This is a genomic window from Streptomyces sp. NPDC005181, from assembly GCF_040608395.1.
GTDB lineage: Bacteria > Actinomycetota > Actinomycetes > Streptomycetales > Streptomycetaceae > Streptomyces.
This window is the reverse complement of the sequence record NZ_JBEXID010000017.1, coordinates 83,518-102,139: the sequence shown is the minus strand read 5'-3', so window position 1 is coordinate 102,139 and position 18,622 is coordinate 83,518. Positions and strand designations below refer to the sequence as shown.

The following is an 18,622-nucleotide window of genomic DNA, read 5'->3' as shown; positions in this document are numbered from 1 at the left end:
GTGGTGAGCATGGACAGCACCGTGAACCCGAACGAAATCGCCCCCGCGCCCGCAGCCGACTGGTACCCGCTCTCGTCGGGGCAACTGGCGATGTGGCTGGTCGCCCAGACAGGTTCGGCGAACGCGGCCTACACCGTTCCGTCCATCTACGACGTGAGGGGCGAGCTTGACGCTGGTGCGCTGCGCTGCGCCTTCGAGTCCCTGCTTGCCCGGCACGAGTCCCTGCGCACCGCCTACGGTGACGAGGACGGCATCCCCGCGCAGCGCGTGGTCGAGGACTCCCCTCTCGACTGGTGCACCGAGACCGTGGCCGACGTCGACGAGGCCGACCGCCGGATCGACGACTTCGTCGCCCTCGACTTCGACCTCGCGGCCGGCCGGCTGCTGCGCGTCCTGCTCATCGAGCGGTCGAGCAATCACCATGTCCTGGTGGTCTCGGCCCATCACATCGCTGTCGACGGCTGGTCCCTCACCGTCCTGATCGACCAGGTCGTCACCGCGTACCAGGAGTATGCGGCAGGTGGCCAGCCGTCCGAGGACGTCCCGGCCATCCAGCAGAAGGACTACGCGGTCTGGCAGCAACGCCTGCTCGCCGAGGGCGCGTTCGACGAGTCGCGCCAGTACTGGCTGGAGAAGCTCGAGGGCGGCCTCGAACCACTCGACCTGCCGACCGACCGTCCCCGCCCCGCGGAGCGGACCTTCAAGGGAGAAGTGGTCCGCAGGGCGATCGCACCGGAGTGCCTTGCCGGGCTCAAGGCACTGTGTCGCGAGGAGCAGGCGACGCTCTTCGCCGGGCTGAGTTCGGTGCTGCGCGTTCAGCTCCACCGCTACACCGGGCAGCGGGACTTCGCGCTCGGCACCTCCACGCTGGCGCGTCCGGTCCCCGAGCTCTACGAGCAGATCGGCTACTACCTCAACAGCATCGCGCTGCGGGACGCCGTCGAGCCTGGTATGAGTTTCCGGAGCCTGCTGCGGGCTTCGCAGACCACCCTGCGCGAGGGCCTGCGGCACCACGACTACCCCTTCGACCGCATGGTCCGGGACACCGGCGTCGCTACGGACGGCAACCGCAACGCGCTCTTTGACGTGCTGGTGATGGTGGGCCAGGGCTGGGGGAGCCCGACCGAAGCGGCGGACGGGCTGAGGATCCGCCACCTCGGTGCCTCCAACGGTCACAGCAAGATGGACCTCACCCTGTTCTTCGAGGAGACCCCCACCGGGCTGAAGGCCGCTGCCGAGTACTCGACCGAGCTCTTCGACGCCGAACGCATCGAACGCCTCCTCGAACACTTCGAGACGCTGCTGCAGGCGGTGACCCGGGCACCCGACGAGCCGGCCGAAACGCTGCCGCTGATGACCGCGCGCGAACGCCACCAGGTACTGGTCGAGTTCAACCGGACGGACACCGCGTACGAGCTCGACACCCCTGTCCAGCAGCTCTTCGAGGAGCAGGTCCGGCTCAACCCCGACCGCACGGCGACCGTCGACGACCAGCAGACTCTCACCTTCGCCGAGCTCAACGCCCGGGCGAACGCGCTGGCCTGGACGCTCCGGGAGGACCACGGGGTGGGACCGGGGACCCTGGTCGCGATCCACATGGAGCGCTCGGTCGACCTCACGGTCGCAATCCTCGGCATCCTCAAGGCCGGCGGTGTCTACCTGCCGATCAGCGTCAAGGACCCGGGCGAGCGGATCGCCGCCATCCTCGACGACAGCGGCTGCGGCCTCGTCCTGGTACGGGACGCCCAGGCCGGTTCGTCGCCCGTGGCGGGCCGCCCCGTCATCGACGTCAGCGCCCTCAACGCGCTGTCGCCGCGCGTGGACGACCTGGCGCCGCTCGCGGGCCCCGACGACCCCGGCTACTGCATCTACACTTCCGGCTCCACCGGGATGCCCAAGGGCGTGCTCATTGAGCACCGCGGCATCGTCAACCGGATGCTCTGGATGATCGATGACCTGGGTCTCGACGCGAACGACGTCGTTCTCCAGAAGACCCCCTATGTTTTCGACGTCTCTGTGTGGGAGATCCTGCTCCCCGGTCTGATCGGCGCCAAGCAGGTCATGCTGCGGCCGGGCGGAGAGTCGGACCCGACCGTGATCCGGGACGCCATCGAGCGGCACGGCGTCACCACGCTGCACTTCGTGCCGTCGATGCTGAGCCAGTACTTGGCAGCGGTGGACGACGGATTCCACGGCGTGCGCCAGTGCGTGTGCAGTGGCGAGGCGCTTGACCGGGACCTGGCCGACCGGTTCTTCGCGGCCACCGTGGGCGGGCCGACCCGGCTCATCAACTACTACGGTCCCACCGAGGCGACCGTCGATGTCACCGCGCTGCACATCGAGCAGGGCCCCGGCCCCGTCACCATCGGACGCCCGGTGCCCAACACCCGGCTGTACATCCTCGACGAGCACGGTCACCCGTGTCCCGTCGGCGTGACCGGTGAGCTGTGCATCGCGGGCGTTCAGGTTGGCCGCGGCTATCTCAACCGCCCGGAGCTGACGGCGGAGCGCTTCACCACCGACCCGTTCCGCGCCGGGGACCGGATGTACCGCACCGGCGATCTGGCGCGCTGGTTGCCCGACGGGGAGATCCTTTACCTCGGGCGCCGGGACGGGCAGGTCAAGATCCGCGGTTTCCGGATCGAGCTGGGCGAGATCGAGCAGGCCCTGCACGAACAGCCGGGTGTCGAACGCGCCGTGGTCCTGGTACAGCGCGACGCGTCGGGCGCCGGTTTCCTGTGCGCCTACCTCACGGGCCCGCAGGAGCTCCCTGCGGGCCGGCTGCGGGACGGCCTGGCCCGCCGCCTGCCTCCATACATGATCCCTTCGCACTATGTGCGGACCGAGTTGATCCCCGTCACCCGCAACGGGAAGACGGACCGCAAGGCCCTGCTGGCGCTGGCCGGTGCGCAGACCGCAACCACCGAGTACCTACCCGCGCGTACTCCGTTGGAGCAGGAACTCCTCGACATCTGGAAGTCGCTCCTCCCGGCCGGCCGCATCGGAGTCACCGACGACTTCTTCGCCGTAGGCGGTCATTCGCTCAGCGCGCTCCAGCTGAGCTCGCGCATCAGCCGGGGCTACGGCGTACCGATGACGGTCGCCTCGATCTTCCGCCACCGGACGGTCGCCCAGCAGGCGCGCCTGGTCGGCGACGCGCCCGCGGGAGCCGAGGGCGGATCGGTCGAGCTGGTCCCGTGCCCGCGGACTGAGCGGCACACGCTCTCCTTCGCGCAGGAGCGCATGTGGTTCCTGCACATGCTCGACCCCGACAGCTCGGCGTACAACATCCGCGCGTTGGCCAAGCTCGACGGGCCGCTGGACACTGGGGCGTTCGAGGCCGCTGTACGGAGCTTGGCGGCACGGCACGAGATGCTGCGGACGACCTTCGTCAACGCCGGCGAGCGCGCCTTCCAGGCGCCCCACACCGACCTTCCGGTCCGCTTCGAGGTCCGTGACCTCACCGCACCGGACACCGACGCGGCCCGGGAAGAGGCACGGCGGGCGGTGCGGGAGGACGACGCGAAGCCGTTCCGCCTGGAGGAGGAGGCCCCGCTGCGGGTCGTCCTGTTCCGGATCAGCTCCACCGAGCACCAGTTGCTCGTCACCCTGCACCACATCGCAGGTGACGGCTGGTCGCTGCGGCTGATCATGCATGAGCTGTCCGTGCTGTACATGCGCCACCTCGGAGAGCCGGTGGCGGAGCTGCCGCCGCTGCCCGTGCAGTACATCGACTACGCGGAGGCGGTGCGCCGCCCCGGCCACCAGGAAGCCGTTGAGGCCGACCTGGATTACTGGGTGGACCGCCTTGCCGGCTGCCCCGCCCTCGAACTGCCCACCGACGTGCCGGAGCCGGGAGTCGACCGCACGGCGAGCGGGCGGGCGTCCGCACGGATTCCAGCAGACACCGTCCAGAAGCTGAGGAACCTCGCCGACCGGACCTCGACGACCTCGTTCGAGATCACCATGTCGGCCCTGAACCTGGTCCTGGCACGCCTGAGCGACCAGCAGGACCTCGTCGTCGGCTTCCCCGTGGCGAACCGACAGAGCGTCGAACTGGAAGGAGTCGTCGGGCTCTTCCTCAACACCCTCGCACTGCGCACCGACGTCTCTGGAGCCCCCGCCTTCACCGAGCTCCTGGAACGGGTCAGCGCCGGGATCCGCGCTGCGTACGACCACCAGACGGTCCCGTTCGAGCTGCTTGTGGAGCGGCTGAACCCAGTCCGGCACCTCGACCGGACACCGGTCTTCAACGTTCTCCTCAACTACCTGGGAACCCTGCGCGAGGAAGTCTCGATCAAGGGCGTCTCGGTCGAGTTCGACAACCAGCTCTTCGAGCCTGAGGCCAAGTTCCCGCTCTCGTTCTACGTAAGCGACGTGGACGACGGCATGCACGTCGAGCTGGTCTACCGGCCAGACCTGTTCTCCGCCGCCCGGGCCCAGTCGATGCTCCAGCAGCTCGGCTCCGTACTCATGCAGGCAGCCGAGACCCCGGACGAGTCCATCGCCCGCTACTCACTGGCCGCCCCCGGAGCCGACACCTCGGCCGCCGAGCTGACCCGGGCGATCGACGAGCCCGACCAGCTGCCGCTGACCGAGCTGATCACGGAGCGTGCCGCGGCCGCCCCTGAACACATCGCCATCACCCAGGGAGCCCATGCTCTCCCGTACGGCGAGCTGGTGCACCGCGCCGAAGTCATCGGCCGCGAACTGGCCGGCCACGGCTGCGGACCCGGCGATGTGATCGCAGTGACCGGGCCGCGCGGCATCGGCTTCGTGGCGAGCCTGCTCGGCGTGCTGCGCAGCGGCGCTACGGTCTTCCCCATCGACCCTGAGCTGCCCGAGGGACGGCGCCGGCACCTGCTGGAGATCGGCCGGCCGAAGATGTTCGTGCAGGTCGAAGACGGCACAGCCGACGCGGTGGACACGATCACCGCGGGGATGCCGACGGTCCGCGCGGACGCCTTCACCGGGCTGCTGTGCACCGCCCCGACGGAGGCCGCCGAACAGGCTCCGCTCCCGCCGGTGTCCGCTCAGTCGCCGGCCTACCTCTTCTTCACCTCCGGCACCACCGGCACCCCGCGTGGGGTGCTCGGCCGGCACGGGTCGCTCAGCCACTTCCTGCGCTGGCAGAGCCGGTCGTTCGAGATATCGACGGACGACCGTTGCGCCCAGCTCACCAGTGCTTCCTTCGATGTGATGCTGCGTGACACCTTCCTGGCGCTGGTCTCCGGCGGCACCCTGGTCGTCCCGGAGCCGAAGGACGTGCTGGGCGGGAAAGCGATCTTCAGCTGGTTGGAGCGCGAGCAGGTCACCGTTCTGCACGCGGCGCCCACGGTGCTCCAGTCGTGGCTCCTTGATGCGCCGTCCGGCGCTCGACTGCCCGCTCTGCGCTGGACGTTCCTCGCGGGCGAGCCTCTGAAGGCGTCCCTCGTCGAGAACTTCCGGTCGACGTTTCCCGGTAGCGGCGAGATCGTGAACCTGTACGGGCCGACCGAGACCACGATGGCGAAGTTCGCGTATCCGGTCCCGCACGGCCCCCTGCCGCCCGTGCTGCCCGTCGGATCGCCGCTGCCGCAGTGCCAGGGGATCGTGATGCGGGACGATGTCCTCTGCGGTGTCGGCGAGCCCGGCGAGATAGTCATCCGCACCCCGTTCCGCACCCTCGGCTACCTCGACAACCCGGAGGCGAACGCGGCCGCCTTCTTCCGCAACCCGTACCGCGACGACGAGCGGGACCTGCTGTACCGCACCGGCGACATCGGACGGCTGCGGCCCGACGGGCTCCTCGAAATCGTGGGGCGCCAGGACCATCAGATCAAGATCAGCGGGGTGCGGATCCACCCGGCCGAGATCGAGAACGCACTCGGCGCACACCCTCTGGTGTCGGCCTGCCTGGTGGTGGCCCACAAGTTCCCGCAGGAGCCGGACAGAGACGCCCACTTGGTCGCGTACGTCGTGGCCGACACGTCGGCCACGACCCTCACCGACCAGCTGCGCGGCCATCTCTCCGGCCTGTTGCCGCGAGCCATGGTCCCGGCCGAGTTCATCACCCTGGACCGGATCCCGACGACGTCGAACGGAAAGCCGGACCGGGCCGCGCTGCCCGCGCCCCGGTTCGCCCAGGGCGTCCCGGACACCCCGGCCGAGGCCCCAGGCACCGACACCGAGCGCACCATCCGCGACGTATGGGCGACGGTGCTCGACCGGCCGGTCACCGGTGTCAACCAGAACTTCTTCGAGTTGGGCGGCACTTCGCTCAAGCTGCTCAGGCTCTTTGCGCTGCTTGGTGAGAGCTTCCCGCGGACCTTCCGCGTCGCGCAACTGTTCACCTTCCCCACGATCGCCACCCAGGCACAGCTGGTCGACCCGGCGCCGCTGCACACCGAACACGAGGTTTCCGAGTATGACTTCTGACCAGACCGCGGCGCCCGCAGCGCGTGACGAGGCCGGGACGCGCGACATCGCAGTCATCGGAATGGCCGTCCGGATGCCCGAGGCCGACGACGCACAGCAGTTCCTGGAGAACCTGCGCACCGGCCGGGACAGCGTCCGTGAGCTGTCGGCCGAGCGCCGCAGCCGCACCTCGATGTCCGCCGACGCGGAGTACCAGCTCAACGGCTACATCGAAGACATCGACTCCTTCGACCACGCGTTCTTCGGCATCTCCAAAGGCGAGGCGCAGAACATGGCGCCGGAGCACCGGCTGCTGCTCCAGGTCGCCTACCAGGCGGTGGAGAACGCGGGCTACGACCCGGCCGCTCTGAAGGACCGCCGCGCCTCGGTGTACGTCGGCGACACCCGGCTGATGTACCAGCAGCTTGCCCGGACCGTCGAGCCGACGATGGTGATGGGGACGCACGCGTCGGCCACCGCCGGTCGTATCTCACGGTTCTTCGGGCTGCGCGGGCCGGCCGCCATGGTGGACTCCTCGTGCTCGTCGGCCCTGCTTGCGGTACACCATGCGGTGAACGACCTGCTGCTCGGTGACGCGGAACTGGCGCTGGTCTGCGGCATCAACCTGAACCTTTTCGGCGAACCGAAGCACGGGGAGGACGAACTCGACCTCGGCATCCGGTCTGCGGATGGCAAGACCCGCACCTTCTCCGCCGACGCGGACGGCACCGGTTCGGGTGAGGCCGTGGCGACCGTCCTGCTCAAGCCGCTCGACCAGGCGCTGCGGGACGGGGACCCCGTCCACGCCGTCATCAAGGGCATCGCCGCCAACAATGTCGCGGGCCGCTCCAGCACGCTCACCGCACCAGACAGCGCGGCTCAGGCCGAGGTGATCGAGCGGGCGTGGGCGAAGGCGGGCATCGACCCGACAACCGTCTCGTACATCGAGGCCCACGGCACCGCCACCCGGCTCGGCGATCCCATCGAGATCGAGGCCATCGATCTTGCGTTCGGCCGGGTCACCGACGAGAAGCACTTCTGCGCGCTGTCGTCGGCGAAGAGCAACATCGGGCACACCTGGAGTGCGTCGGGCCTGGTCGGCCTGGTCAAGGCGGTGCTCGCACTGCGGCACCGGCAGCTCTTCCCCAACCTCCACTCGCAGACCCTGAGCCCGCTGATCAATTTCGCGGACTCGGCGGTATCCGTCACTCAGGATCTGACGCCCTGGGAGCCGGCCGCCGGAGTGCGCAGGGCAGGGGTCAGTTCCTTCGGCGTGATGGGCACCAATGTGCACGCAGTCCTGGGAGAGGCTCCCACCCGCGAGGAGGAGGCCGCCGCGCCGCGGGAGGACGGGTACTGGGTACCGGTTTCGGCCAAGAGCGCGACTGCCCTGCAGGAGAACATCGCCGCGCTGCGGCAGTGGCTCGCCGACCGCCCGGAGCTGCGGATCGAGGATGTCCAGCGCACCCTGGTCGACGGACGGGGCCACTACCCGTACCGGGCCTGCGTGACTTCGGGTGACCTGGCCGGGCTCTCCTCGACGCTCGCCGTGCCTGCGACCGTCGGGCCCGAGAGCACCTGTGCGGTCACCGTGCTCCTGGTGTCGGGCCGGTGTACCGCGTCCCCGGAGGTCACCGGGGCCTTCCGCCGCGCCCACCCGCGGTTCGACCTGCTGTACACGCAGGTGGAGCAGGCCGCCGGAAGCACCGCCGCCGACCCCCGGGTCGGCCAGTTCGCCTTCCAGTACGCGATGTACGGGCTGCTGCGCCACCTCGGCCTGGAGTTCCGCCATGTGGTGGGGGAAGGCGCAGGCAAGCACGTGATTGACGCGAGCGCCGGCCGGGTCGAGCTCCGCGAGGCGCTGCGCAGGGCCGTGAGCGAGCACGGGACCGAGGTCACCGACCTCGATGCCCGGGTCGACCGGCTGCTGGCCAAGATGACCGGGGACCAGCGGGTGATGTTCGTCGAGGCGGGTCCGCTTTCGACGGTGTCCGCGGCGCTGACCGAGCGGGACGGCGCCGGGTACGCCGTGGTGGCGGTCCCGGAGCGCCTGGACGCATACGCCGCCTTCCTGCGGGATCTTTACCTGGGCGGCGCGCACTGGACCTGGCGGGAGACCGCGGGTGCGGGCCGCCGGATCGAGCTTCCCTCCTACCAGTTCGACCGCGTCCGGTGCTGGCTGGACGAAGCGAACACGGTGACGGCGGACGCGGCGACCACGGGCCCGGCGCCTGCCGGGGCCGCGGCGCTGAGCCGCCCCGCCGATGTGCTCAGCTCCGTCCTGCAGGTCTGGATGGACGTGCTCGGCATGGACGCCCTCGACGCTGACGCCTCGTTCTTCGATCTCGGCGGCGACTCCATCAGCGGCACCCAGGTACTCAACCGGCTGCAGACCGTCCACGGCATCGAGCTCGACCCGTTCGCGATCTTCGACCACGAGACCCCGCGCGCACTCACCGAATACATCGAGACGGAGCTGGGCGCAGGGCAGCCCGCCGAGGCGGAACCGGTCACGCAACCGGCCGAGCAGCCCGCTGCCGAGGCGGAGCCTCCGGGGACGGACCCTTTCCCGGTCTCCCCGGCCCAACTGCACATATGGATGGCCTCCCAGTTCGAGGGCGGCTCCGTCGCCTTCAACCTCACCCGCACGTTCGAGCTGACCGGAGCAGTGGACACTGAGGCCCTGCAGCGCGCCCTCGACGCGTTGGCCGGCCGCCACGACGCCCTGCGGGCGTCGTTCTCCTTCGTCGATGAGGTGCTGAGGCAGCGGATCGCGCCGAAGGACGGGTTCACCGCGCCGCTGGAGCTCCGTTCCCTGGACGGACAGCTGGTCGGTACGCCGGCCGCCGCCGACCTGCTGCGGGAGTTCGCCGCCCGCCGCTTCGACCTGCAGCAGGGCCCGCTGCTGCGGGCACAGCTGGCGTCGTTCCGCACCGACAGGCACCTGCTGACCCTCAGCACCCACCACATCGTCGCCGATGGCTGGTCGCTCGGGCTGCTCGTCCGCGATCTGGGCGCGCTCTACGCCTCGTTCGCCCGGGGCGCGACCCTCGAACTTCCCGAGGTCGGCGTCCGCTACCGGGAGTACCACCTGGAGGAGGCCCAGCGGGCGCAGAGCCGCCGCGAGCAGGCTGCCGCGTACTGGCTCGAGAGGTACCAGGAGCCCGTACCGACCCTCGACCTGCCCGTGCGGTCCGATGCAGGCGGCCCCGGCTTCATCGGCGCCTACCGCAACTACTCCCTCCCCCCGGAGCTGTGGCAGCGGCTGAAGTCGTTCAGCCAGTCCGAGGGCGGGACCGCCTTCACCTCGGTCCTGAGCGCGTTCGCCGCCGTGTTCTCCGGCTACAGCGAGCACGGCGAGTTGGTGCTCGGCACCTCGATCGCCGGCCGGAGCCGCCAGTCGCTGGAGCAGCTGGTCGGGATGCTGGTGCGGATGCTTCCGCTCCGGCTGCGGGCCGGTAGCCAGAGCAGCTTCCGGGAACTGTACGAGCAGGTGCGCGGCACCTTCGCCGACGCCCTGCGGAACGTCGACTACCCGTACGAGGAGCTGGTCCAGGAGCTTCAGCGGAGTGGCCGGGCCCACGCGCCAAACCTGTTCGACGTACTCATCGAATTCGAGCAGTTCGCCGGCTCCGGCCAGCCGCCGCTGAGCGCGATGGCGGGCCCCGCCCTTCAGGTGACCCCGGTCGAGGTGACACTGGACACCAGCGTCTTCCCGCTCAACATCATGCTGGCGGAGCAAGCCGCCACGCTCGAAGCGGCCATCCGCTTCGACACCCGCCTGTTCGACGAGCACACCGTCGATCAGCTCTGGTCTGCCTTCGCAAGCCTGCTCGAAGCCGCACTCGCCGACCCCTCTGCACCCCTGGAGAAGCTCCCGCTGCTCTCGGAGCGCGAGGAGTTGCGGGAGCGTACCTCTGGTCGGACCGATAGCCAGGTCGGAGAGCTGCCGCTGACCTCCGACGGCAAGGTTGACCACAAGGCGCTGGAACGTCGCGAGGCCCTGCGCCCCCGTACTGCGGATGCACTCCTGCCCCGCACCGACGACGAGCGAGCGCTTACGGAGATCTGGCAGGAGGTACTGGGAGTCGACGGGATCGGGGTCACCGACCGGTTCTTCGACGTGGGTGGCAACTCACTGCGCGCCATCAAGGTCCTGGCGAGGATTCACGGCCGGCTCGGCGTCAAGCTGGGCCTGGAGACACTGTTCGCCCAGCCCACCATCGCTGGTCTGGCGGCGGTCCTGGTCACCGCCCAGATGCCGGCGGTCGAGCCGATCGCCAGCCTGGGCGGCCCGGGTGCCTATGACGCAGCGTGCACCCAGGACCTGCTCCTGGAGATCGAGCGGACCTCACCGCAGCGAGGTGCCTTCCATCGCAACGACTTGCACGAGCTGCGCGGCTCCGTCGACCACGCCGTCCTGGAGCGCAGCTTCGCGCTTCTGGTGGAGCGGCACGAGAGCCTGCGGACGACCTACGGCACGGTGGCGGGGCGCGCGGTCCAGACCGTGCACGCGCCGGGAATCCTCCCGCTGTCCTATCGGGTCCACGACCTCTCGGGGCAGCCGGAGGAGGCGGTCCGCGCATTCGTGAAGACCCGGATCGGTGAGCCGTTCGACATCGCCGAGCAGCCGCTGGTCAGGGCAGATCTGATCCGTACCGGCGAGGACAGCCATCTCCTGGTCACCTCGATGCACCAGCTGGTGTCCGACGGCAGCTCTGCGCAGGTGCTGCAGCGCGATTGGCACGAACTGTACGAGGCCCTGGCGGCTGGCCGCGACGCCGAACTGCCGCAACTGGAGGTCCAGTACAAGGACGCGGCCGCCTGGCGCAACGGCCGGCTCACCCCCGAGCTGCGCGCGGAGCACCGGGAATTCTGGCTCCAAGAGCTGGAGGGCGCCTCCTCGTTCATATCAGTGCCCGCCGACCTGCCACGGCCCGCAGTCAGTGCGCTCGCCGGCACACGGCTTCGGCTTCCCCTCCCGGCCGGACTCACCGAGCAGTTCGCGGCGCTGGCGAGCAGGCACGCGGTAACCGAGTTCATGGTCGCGCGGTGCGCCGTCGGTCTGTTGCTGGCCGGGGCCGGGAACACGGACGTCACGATGGGGACGTACACTCTGGGCCGCAATCGGCTGGACTTGGAGAACCAGATCGGCTTCCACATCAACACCGTCCCGCTGCGGTTCCGGCTCCAGCCCGACGACGACGTGCGGTCGGTCCTGACCCGGACGCAGAACGAGGTCCTGCGGGCGTTCCAGCACGAGGACTATCCGTACGGCGAGATCATGCGGGACCTGGGCTGGAAGCGGGGCCCCGACCGGAGCCCGGTCTTCGATGTTGTGGTCGCTCTCGACCAACTGGATGCCGTCCCGGACGTCCAGCCGACGTCGACTCGCATCGAGTTCGTGGCGCAGGAACTGCCGCGCCGGTCCAAGGAGGCCGACCTGATGTTCGTCTTCCTGCGGTCCGCGGACAGCCTTGACCTCGCGATGACGTACAACAGCGAGATCTTCTCGCCCGAGCGGGCGCAGTCGATTCTGAGCCGGCTGCGGACGGTCGTCGAGGCCATGGTGGCGGAGCGGCCGATCATCGAGATCCTGAAGCAGGAGGAGTCCCCGAAGTGAGCGAATCCATGAGTGCAGACATCCTGGCGGACCTTGACGCCGAGCGCTTGGCCTCGGGTGAACCGGCCGGACGCGGGGGCGTGGTCCGCGAGTACGCAGCCGACGGTTCGGAGTGCCGGATCGTGTTCTCGCGGCTCTCTCTCGAGGACGCCGACGACGTCATCCGCGAGGAGATGGCCCTGGCCCGGGACGGCGGCTACACCCTGGAGTGGAAGCTCTACGGTCACGATGTTCCGTCCGGTCTGGATGAGCGTCTGCTCGCCGCGGGTTTCGAGGCCGACGACACGGAGCAGGTCCTGGTGCTGCCGGTGAACGAGGCGACCTTGGAGACCTTCAAGGCCCCCGGGTACGACGTCCGCCGAATCCACGACGAGGCGGGCCTGGCCGACTACGCCGAGATTGCCCGCGAGATCGGCCGCAAGAACCCGGAGGAAGAGAAGAAGCAGCTGGCCGCGGTTCTGCTGGAGGCGCCGGACTCGATGAGCGTCCATATCGCATACGTCGAGGGGGAGCCGGTGGCGTGCGGGCGCATCTACTTCAAGGAGGGCAGCGGCTACGCGGAGCTGGCCGGCGGCCGGACGAAGACGACTCACCGCAAGCGGGGACTGTTCACCGCAGTGGTCGGGGCCAGGCTGACGGAGGCACACGAGCGGGGCCGCGCGCTGGTCTTTACCGACGCGCTACCCACCTCGGAGCCGATCCTCAGGAAGCGCGGGTTCCGTGTGGTCACGTCTACCCAGCCCTTCGTGTACGAGCCCGCGTCCTGATCCCGTAGGAGCGACCGGCAGCCTACGGGTACCGCCGGTCGCTCCAAGGCCAGTACGAACCGACGAAGAGTACTGACAGTACCCAGTCGGCCACCACCAGTCCCCATTCCTCCTAGTAGCCCGTGAACGGGCAGGAGCTCCTCGCCCATGTCTTCCGATCGACCCGACGTCGCTCCGGCGACGGACACTCCATCCGAACCGCCGTCCTCCGGGCAGGAACCGCCCGCCTCGGCCAACCGCCTGCGTACCCTGACCCGTCGTGTACTGCCGGACCTGGCACCGTGGCGGTCCTCCCGTGACTTCCGGCTGCTGCTGAGCTCCGGGCTGATAACCACCTTCGGCAGCTACCTCACCTATGTCGCGGTTCCCCTGCAGATCATGAGGATGACCGACTCCCCGCTGGCGGTCGGCCTGGTCGGCCTGGTGGAGTTGGTGCCGCTGATCGTCTTCGGCCTGTGGGGCGGGGCGCTGGCGGACGCCATGAACCGGCGCCGTCTGATCATGGGCTGCGAGGCGGGGCTCGCCCTGCTTAGCCTGCTCCTCCTGGTCAACTCGCAATTGCCGAGCCCACAGCTGTGGCTGCTCTATGTGGTCGCCGGACTGACCGCGGTACTGGATGGGATGCAGCGTCCCTCTCTGGACGCCTTGACCCCGCAGGTTGTGCCCCACGACCAGCTGCCCGCAGCCAGCGCCCTGCTCTCGCTGCGCTCGAAGGTCGGCGCGATCCTCGCCCCGGCCCTGGCCGGCGTGATCGCGGCCACCGCCGGGGTCAGTGCCGCTTACGCCCTGGACTTCGTGACCTTCCTGGTGTCCATGGCGCTGCTCTCCCGGATTCGTGCCACCCCGCCGCCGGACGGCGGCGAGCCTCCCTCCCTTGCCTCGATCCTGGTAGGCCTGAAGTACGCCTGGAGTCGCAAGGACCTGCTGGGCACCTATGCGGTGGATGTCATCGCCATGATGTGCGCCTTCCCCACAGCGATCTTCCCGTTCCTCGCCTACCAGCTGCACGCTCCCTGGGCGCTCGGCATGCTCTATTCCGCCGGCGCGGTGGGTGGACTCGCGGTGTCGCTGACCAGCGGTTGGTACTCACGGGTGCACCGGCACGGGCGACTGGTCCTCATCGCCGCCGCGATGACCGGCGTTGCAATGGCCGGAGCCGGCTTCACCCAGAATGTGTGGTTGGTGCTGTTCTTCCTCGCGGTGGCGGGTGGGGCGGACATGGTGAGCGGCCTGGGCCGCGACACCATGTGGAACCAGTCAATCCCCGACGAACTACGCGGCCGGATGGCCGGCGTGGAACTGCTCAGCTACACCGTCGGACCGAAGCTCGGCGACGTCCGCGCCGGCTACTCGGCAAGCCGCTGGGGCGCATCAGGTTCCATGTGGGTGGGCGGCCTGGCCTGCCTGGTGGGCGTCGCGGCCCTCGCGGTGGCCCTACCGAAGATGCTGGCCTACGACGATCGCACCGATCCGAACGCGTTGGCCGTCGGCAGCAAGCGGAAGGCAGCCGAGGCCCCAGCAGCGGCTGAAGCCGGGAAGACGGCAGGGGAGGCGCTGCAGCCGGGCTGAGCAGGACCTGCCTGAAGAACACCGGCGAACGCCCCGGCTCGGCACCAGGGAACGGTCACGGCGTCTGCTTCCCACCGTCACGTTGGGAAGCAGACGCCGTCCTGCTCCTGTTCGGGAGTATAGAAACAGTTGAATTGTGCTATTCGTTCGACTATTTGGCACCTGCGGGTATACGGCCTCTGGTGGACGCCGCCGTGCCCACCTGATGGCTGTCGGCGCGCACCGGAGTCCTCGCCCGGGGAGGCGGCTGACATGGCGGGACTGCGCATCACCGACCTCTGCCAGGCCTATGGCAGCGTCCAGGCACTGGCTGGTGGGAACCTCACCGTTCGCTCCGGAGCACCGGTGGGCCGTGCTCGGCCCCTCAGGCTCGGGCAGGAGCAGGCTGCTGCGCGGCATCGCCGGCTTCGAGGTACTGGACGCGGGTGAGATCCGGGTCGACGTCCGCCGTGGGGCCACCCCCGGCGCCGCGGTACCCGCCCGAAGAGCGCCGGATCTCGGTGGTGGCCCAGGAAGGCGCGCTCTTAGCAGCAGCGCGTCGCCATAGCCCGCGCAATCGCTCCCCGACCACCGGTGGTCCTGCGCGACGGCCGGATCATTCCGAGCGGACCGTCGGAACTCCTCTACCGCTCACCAGCCGACCCATGGGTCGCCGGATTCGTCGGCGAGGCGGTCTGGCTGCCCGCAGCGCTGGAAGGCGACCGGGCCCGCACCCCGCTCGGCGCCCCCCACGACGCGGCGCTCGCCCTGCGCCTGGACGACGGCACACCGGTGGCCGCCCGGATCTTCGACCTGGCCGCAGCCGCGCCGGCCGTCTGAGACGAGGTCGGCCTACACGGCCGCGGCACCGCACGCGCCTTCCCATTCAGCGGACACCCGGCTCCCTCTCAGCCATCCGCCCCGGCAACCCCACCCGGATTCCACTCGGGACCGCTGAGCCCGAGCAACCACCCCGGTAGCCTCCGGCATTCACCGCTGCCCGGTTGGTCCGTGCAGAGGGGAACGCAGGGTGAGATCGGGTGCCATGAGGGAACTCCCGGGGTGGTGGGCTGGGTCGGGGTGTCCCGCCCGGGCGGGGTCGCCGCCCGGGCGGTGCGGCACGGTGGCGCCCGGGACCGCTAGGGCCGGCCGTTGAGGCTCTCGGCGGCCTGGGCGATGACGGCGGCCACCGTGGCCGGACGGGAGACGTAGACGGAGTGGCTTCCCGGGGATTCGGTGACGGTCGCGCCGGCCCGCTCGGACATGGCCCGCTGAGCGGGCGGCGGGATCATCCGGTCGTCGGTGGCGACCAGGTACCAGGACGGCTTGGTCCGCCAGGCCGGTTCGGAGACCGCCCCACCGAGCGCGTCGACGCCCCACGGTACCTGGGAGTCGGCCATGAACGCCGCCTGCGCCTCGGGTACGTCGGCGGCGAACGATGCCGCGAACTTGTCCCGGTCCAGGAACAGGAACCCGTCCTTGGGCGGCAGGATCGGCGGGACCGGCGCGCCAGGCGGCGGGTCGGCGATCAGAGAGCTGACCGACTCGGCCTTGTCAGGGGCGAACGCGGCGATGTAGACGAGCGCGGCGACGTTGGGGTGGTTGCCGGCTTCGGTGATGACGACGCCGCCGTAGGAGTGGCCGACCAGAAGAGCAGGGCCGTCGAGACCGTCGAGGACCTGGCGGGCGGCGACGACGTCACCGGCCAGCGACAGGGTCGGGTTCTGCACGACGGCCACCCGGTAGCCGTCGGCGGTCAGCTGCTCGTAGACGCCCTGCCAGCCAGATCCGTCCACGAAGCCACCGTGCACCAGCACGATGTTCCTGATTGCCGTCATGGTCACTCCTGACGTGGATGGACAGGCCCAACGCCCGTCCCGCGCAGCCAAGTCAAGTCGCGTGGAAGCGGCCGGACCATGCAGAACAGCACGCAGAAGTTCTGCACACATCGGCTGAGGCGGGTCAGGGTGCGCCGGTCGCCAGGTCGTGGCAGCGGCTGTGCGCCTCGGCGTCGCCGATCACCTCGTACACCTCCGCCGCACGCGCATAGGCTCGGCGGCTCCCGCCGGTTTGGCCTTCCTCGGCCAGCAGGGCCGCGAGCGTCTCCAGCGCGAGAGCCTGCATAATGTTGGAATCGAACGACTCCATCACTGCGGTCGCCGCGGTGAGCGTGGTGATCGCTTCGCCGCGGTGGCCCAGCAGCCCCAGACACCGGCCGAGATCAGCCAGCGTGTACGGCCGGAGGTGCGCCGCGATGCTAGGAGTCATCCCGGACTCGTCGTCGCTCACCAAGGCGAACGCTTCGCGGTATCGCTCCAGCGCTTCGTCGTAGCGTCCCTCGTCACGAAGGCAATGACCGAGGTTGCTGATGGACGCATAGTACGAATCGATGTCACCGAGGGACTTGAACAGCCCCGTCGCCTGCGACGCCGACGCAACGGCTTCGTCGCTCCTCCCGAGCTTGCGGAGTGCGATGGCGGTGTAGTGGTGCGACCAGGCGATCTGCACTGTGGTGCCGTTGCGGGTGGCGAGGTCGGCATCAGGTCGCTCGGGACGGCCGTACGCCGGCTCGAACCACCGTCCGGCCGTCGTTGCCATCCTCAGCAGCCACGACGTCACCCTGCCGGTGAGCACATCGCGGTCGACCGGGCTCTCCCCTTCTGAAGCCGCTCGCGGGCGAGGAGTCGCACCAGGTCGTGGAAGCGGTAACGGCCCGACGTGCTGTCCTGCAGCAGACCGAGGTCGACGAGTTCGTCCAGCGCGTCCCAGGCATCCTCGATCGAGGTCCCGCCGACGACTGCCGCGAGGGCGGCGCCGAAATCCTGGCCAGGCACCACGGCCAACCGGCGGAAGACCCGCCGGGCGGAAGCCGCCAGCTGTTCATAGGACATCCCGAACGCATTGGCGATCTTGAGGTCGCCGGCCTTGAACTGATCGAGACGGCGCTCCTCATCCGACAACCGGACGGCGAGTTCGACGGCGCTCCGTCCGGGCCGGCTGGCCAGCCGATTTCCGATAATGCGCAGCGCCAGCGGCAGCCCTCCGCACAGCTGAGAGGGGGTTCAGGCGTTGCACGTGGCTCTCGGCCCATGCGATCCATGCCTCGGCTTCGTCCCTGGCCGATCCGGTCGGCAGACTCTCTGCGTGGACGCGGAGCGCGCTGACGTACTCGGCCAAGCCCGCTGAGCGCCGCCACGCTTCTGCTTGCGCTTCGAGGTGCCGGACACGGTATGCCTCTGCGTATTCGGTCGTTGCCCGCCGCTTCGCGGCTTCCCAGCGCAGGCGCTGCTGCTGTGCTGCCTCCAGGTCGGCCTGACGCTTGCGTTCGGCCGCCTCTCCGCGGAGACCGACCTCTTGCGCGATCTCGGCGAGCTGGTCCTCAAGAGGGTGTGCGACCGTGTCGGCCCACTCACCGGCCCGGTGCGGCCGCCCACCGCTGACACAGATTCTCAAGCGGTCAGCGGGGGAGTAGTCGTAGCGAGGGATCCTGACCCAGGAGTGCTTCCCAGCGTCCGCGAGTTCCTTCTGTGTGGGGACGTGCGCGACCCGGTCCTTTTCCTGCAGGACGAGGAATTCGCATTTCTGACCTTGTGCCGTGATGGTGAAGTGAGGTGGGCCGCTTCGCCGACGATGCGGTGGCGGTGCACCGTGCGCTGTGCCGATTGCGCTGATGTGACCCACCCTCTGCGTTGCCGTGAGCAGGGCGTGGATGAGCCGGAAAGCTCGGCTTTGGACGGACTTGGTGAGCCCCATGGGCTGGGGAAGGCCCTGTAGGGCTTTGACGACTGGGTGTGGTTTTGCGAGTCGTGCTGGTACCGGAATGGGTGGCAGCGTGGCCAAGCGCCAGGCGGGGGTGTCGACCAGCCGGATCTCGTAGCCGTCACGGCACCAGCCCCCGTACAGCTCCTTCGCCTTCGGGATCCTTCCCGACCTGCGCGCCGCAGGTGGACGGCCAGTTCACGGAGTCCGGAGCACCGCCGCTCTTGACGATCCGGCCTCCGGCGTCCGCGAGGTCTCGCAGCAGCTGTTCCGTGAACGTCACGCGATTCTGTTAGGGGGCGCGTGGCTTTCGCGCAGGGGCAGGAGCCGCCTGCTCTCCGGCGGAGGGAGGCTGCCCGGCCTGGGTCTTCCGCGTGGGCAACTCGCCGGAGGGATACGTACCGTGAGTCAGGTAGTGTCGGCCGACGCTCGTCAGGACGACGTTCCATTGCCTGGCCCGCCGGGAGACCTTGACCAGGCCCCTGTTCTGCAGTGCTTGGCAGCTGGTCTTGTAGGAGCTGAACTCCCA

General features: G+C 69.4%; 10 protein-coding genes. 6 read left to right on the top strand and 4 right to left on the bottom strand.

Annotation, left to right across the window (positions count from 1 at the left end; translation table 11 throughout):
- The first annotated feature begins 9 nt into the window (after positions 1-9).
- From ABZV38_RS14500 to ABZV38_RS14475, 6 genes are all read left to right on the top strand, one after another.
- Positions 10-6,417, top strand: coding sequence for an amino acid adenylation domain-containing protein (locus tag ABZV38_RS14500; protein ID WP_356327137.1), 6,408 nt, complete (start codon positions 10-12; stop codon positions 6,415-6,417).
- Positions 6,407-12,019, top strand: a complete 5,613-nt coding sequence (locus tag ABZV38_RS14495; RefSeq protein ID WP_356327136.1) for a condensation domain-containing protein — start codon at positions 6,407-6,409, stop codon at positions 12,017-12,019. Before ABZV38_RS14500 ends, ABZV38_RS14495 begins: the two co-directional genes overlap by 11 nt.
- Positions 12,020-12,027: 8 nt before the next feature.
- Entirely contained in the window at positions 12,028-12,786 is a 759-nt protein-coding gene (locus tag ABZV38_RS14490; protein ID WP_356327135.1) for a GNAT family N-acetyltransferase, read from the top strand.
- A gap of 147 nt (positions 12,787-12,933) precedes the next feature.
- Entirely contained in the window at positions 12,934-14,355 is a 1,422-nt protein-coding gene (locus tag ABZV38_RS14485) for an MFS transporter (RefSeq protein ID WP_356327134.1), read from the top strand.
- Between the two features lie 205 nt (positions 14,356-14,560).
- Positions 14,561-14,902, top strand: a complete 342-nt coding sequence (locus ABZV38_RS14480) for an ATP-binding cassette domain-containing protein (RefSeq protein ID WP_356327132.1) — start codon at positions 14,561-14,563, stop codon at positions 14,900-14,902.
- Between the two features lie 26 nt (positions 14,903-14,928).
- Positions 14,929-15,174: a hypothetical protein gene (locus ABZV38_RS14475; protein WP_356327131.1), complete on the top strand. Its 246-nt coding sequence runs from the start codon at positions 14,929-14,931 to the stop codon at positions 15,172-15,174.
- 299 nt (positions 15,175-15,473) lie between these two features.
- Here the strand turns inward: ABZV38_RS14475 and ABZV38_RS14470 are convergent, their stop codons facing one another.
- The 4 genes from ABZV38_RS14470 to ABZV38_RS14455 all read right to left on the bottom strand — a co-directional run bounded on the left by ABZV38_RS14470 (position 15,474) and on the right by ABZV38_RS14455 (position 18,376).
- The gene (locus tag ABZV38_RS14470) at positions 15,474-16,172 is read right to left on the bottom strand and encodes an alpha/beta hydrolase (protein WP_356327130.1); all 699 of its coding nucleotides are present in this window, start codon (positions 16,170-16,172) and stop codon (positions 15,474-15,476) included.
- A 124-nt stretch (positions 16,173-16,296) separates the two neighbouring features.
- Positions 16,297-16,932 carry a tetratricopeptide repeat protein gene (locus tag ABZV38_RS14465; RefSeq protein ID WP_356327129.1) on the bottom strand — a complete coding sequence of 212 codons (636 nt, stop codon included), beginning with the start codon at positions 16,930-16,932 and terminating at the stop codon, positions 16,297-16,299.
- A gap of 17 nt (positions 16,933-16,949) precedes the next feature.
- Positions 16,950-17,294, bottom strand: a complete 345-nt coding sequence (locus ABZV38_RS14460) for a hypothetical protein (RefSeq protein WP_356327128.1) — start codon at positions 17,292-17,294, stop codon at positions 16,950-16,952.
- 920 nt (positions 17,295-18,214) lie between these two features.
- Entirely contained in the window at positions 18,215-18,376 is a 162-nt protein-coding gene (locus tag ABZV38_RS14455; RefSeq protein ID WP_356327127.1) for a hypothetical protein, read from the bottom strand.
- Between the last annotated feature and the right edge of the window lie 246 nt (positions 18,377-18,622).

Excerpts from the sequence above, each read along its gene's own strand:
- ABZV38_RS14500 (WP_356327137.1), top strand. The coding sequence starts at position 10 with ATGGACAGCACCGTGAACCCGAACGAAATCGCCCCCGCGCCCGCAGCC.
- ABZV38_RS14495 (WP_356327136.1), top strand. The coding sequence starts at position 6,407 with ATGACTTCTGACCAGACCGCGGCGCCCGCAGCGCGTGACGAGGCCGGG.
- ABZV38_RS14490 (WP_356327135.1), top strand. The coding sequence starts at position 12,028 with ATGAGTGCAGACATCCTGGCGGACCTTGACGCCGAGCGCTTGGCCTCG.
- ABZV38_RS14485 (WP_356327134.1), top strand. The coding sequence starts at position 12,934 with ATGTCTTCCGATCGACCCGACGTCGCTCCGGCGACGGACACTCCATCC.
- ABZV38_RS14480 (WP_356327132.1), top strand. The coding sequence starts at position 14,561 with ATGGCTGTCGGCGCGCACCGGAGTCCTCGCCCGGGGAGGCGGCTGACA.
- ABZV38_RS14470 (WP_356327130.1), bottom strand. The coding sequence starts at position 16,172 with ATGACGGCAATCAGGAACATCGTGCTGGTGCACGGTGGCTTCGTGGAC.
- ABZV38_RS14465 (WP_356327129.1), bottom strand. The coding sequence starts at position 16,932 with ATGGCAACGACGGCCGGACGGTGGTTCGAGCCGGCGTACGGCCGTCCC.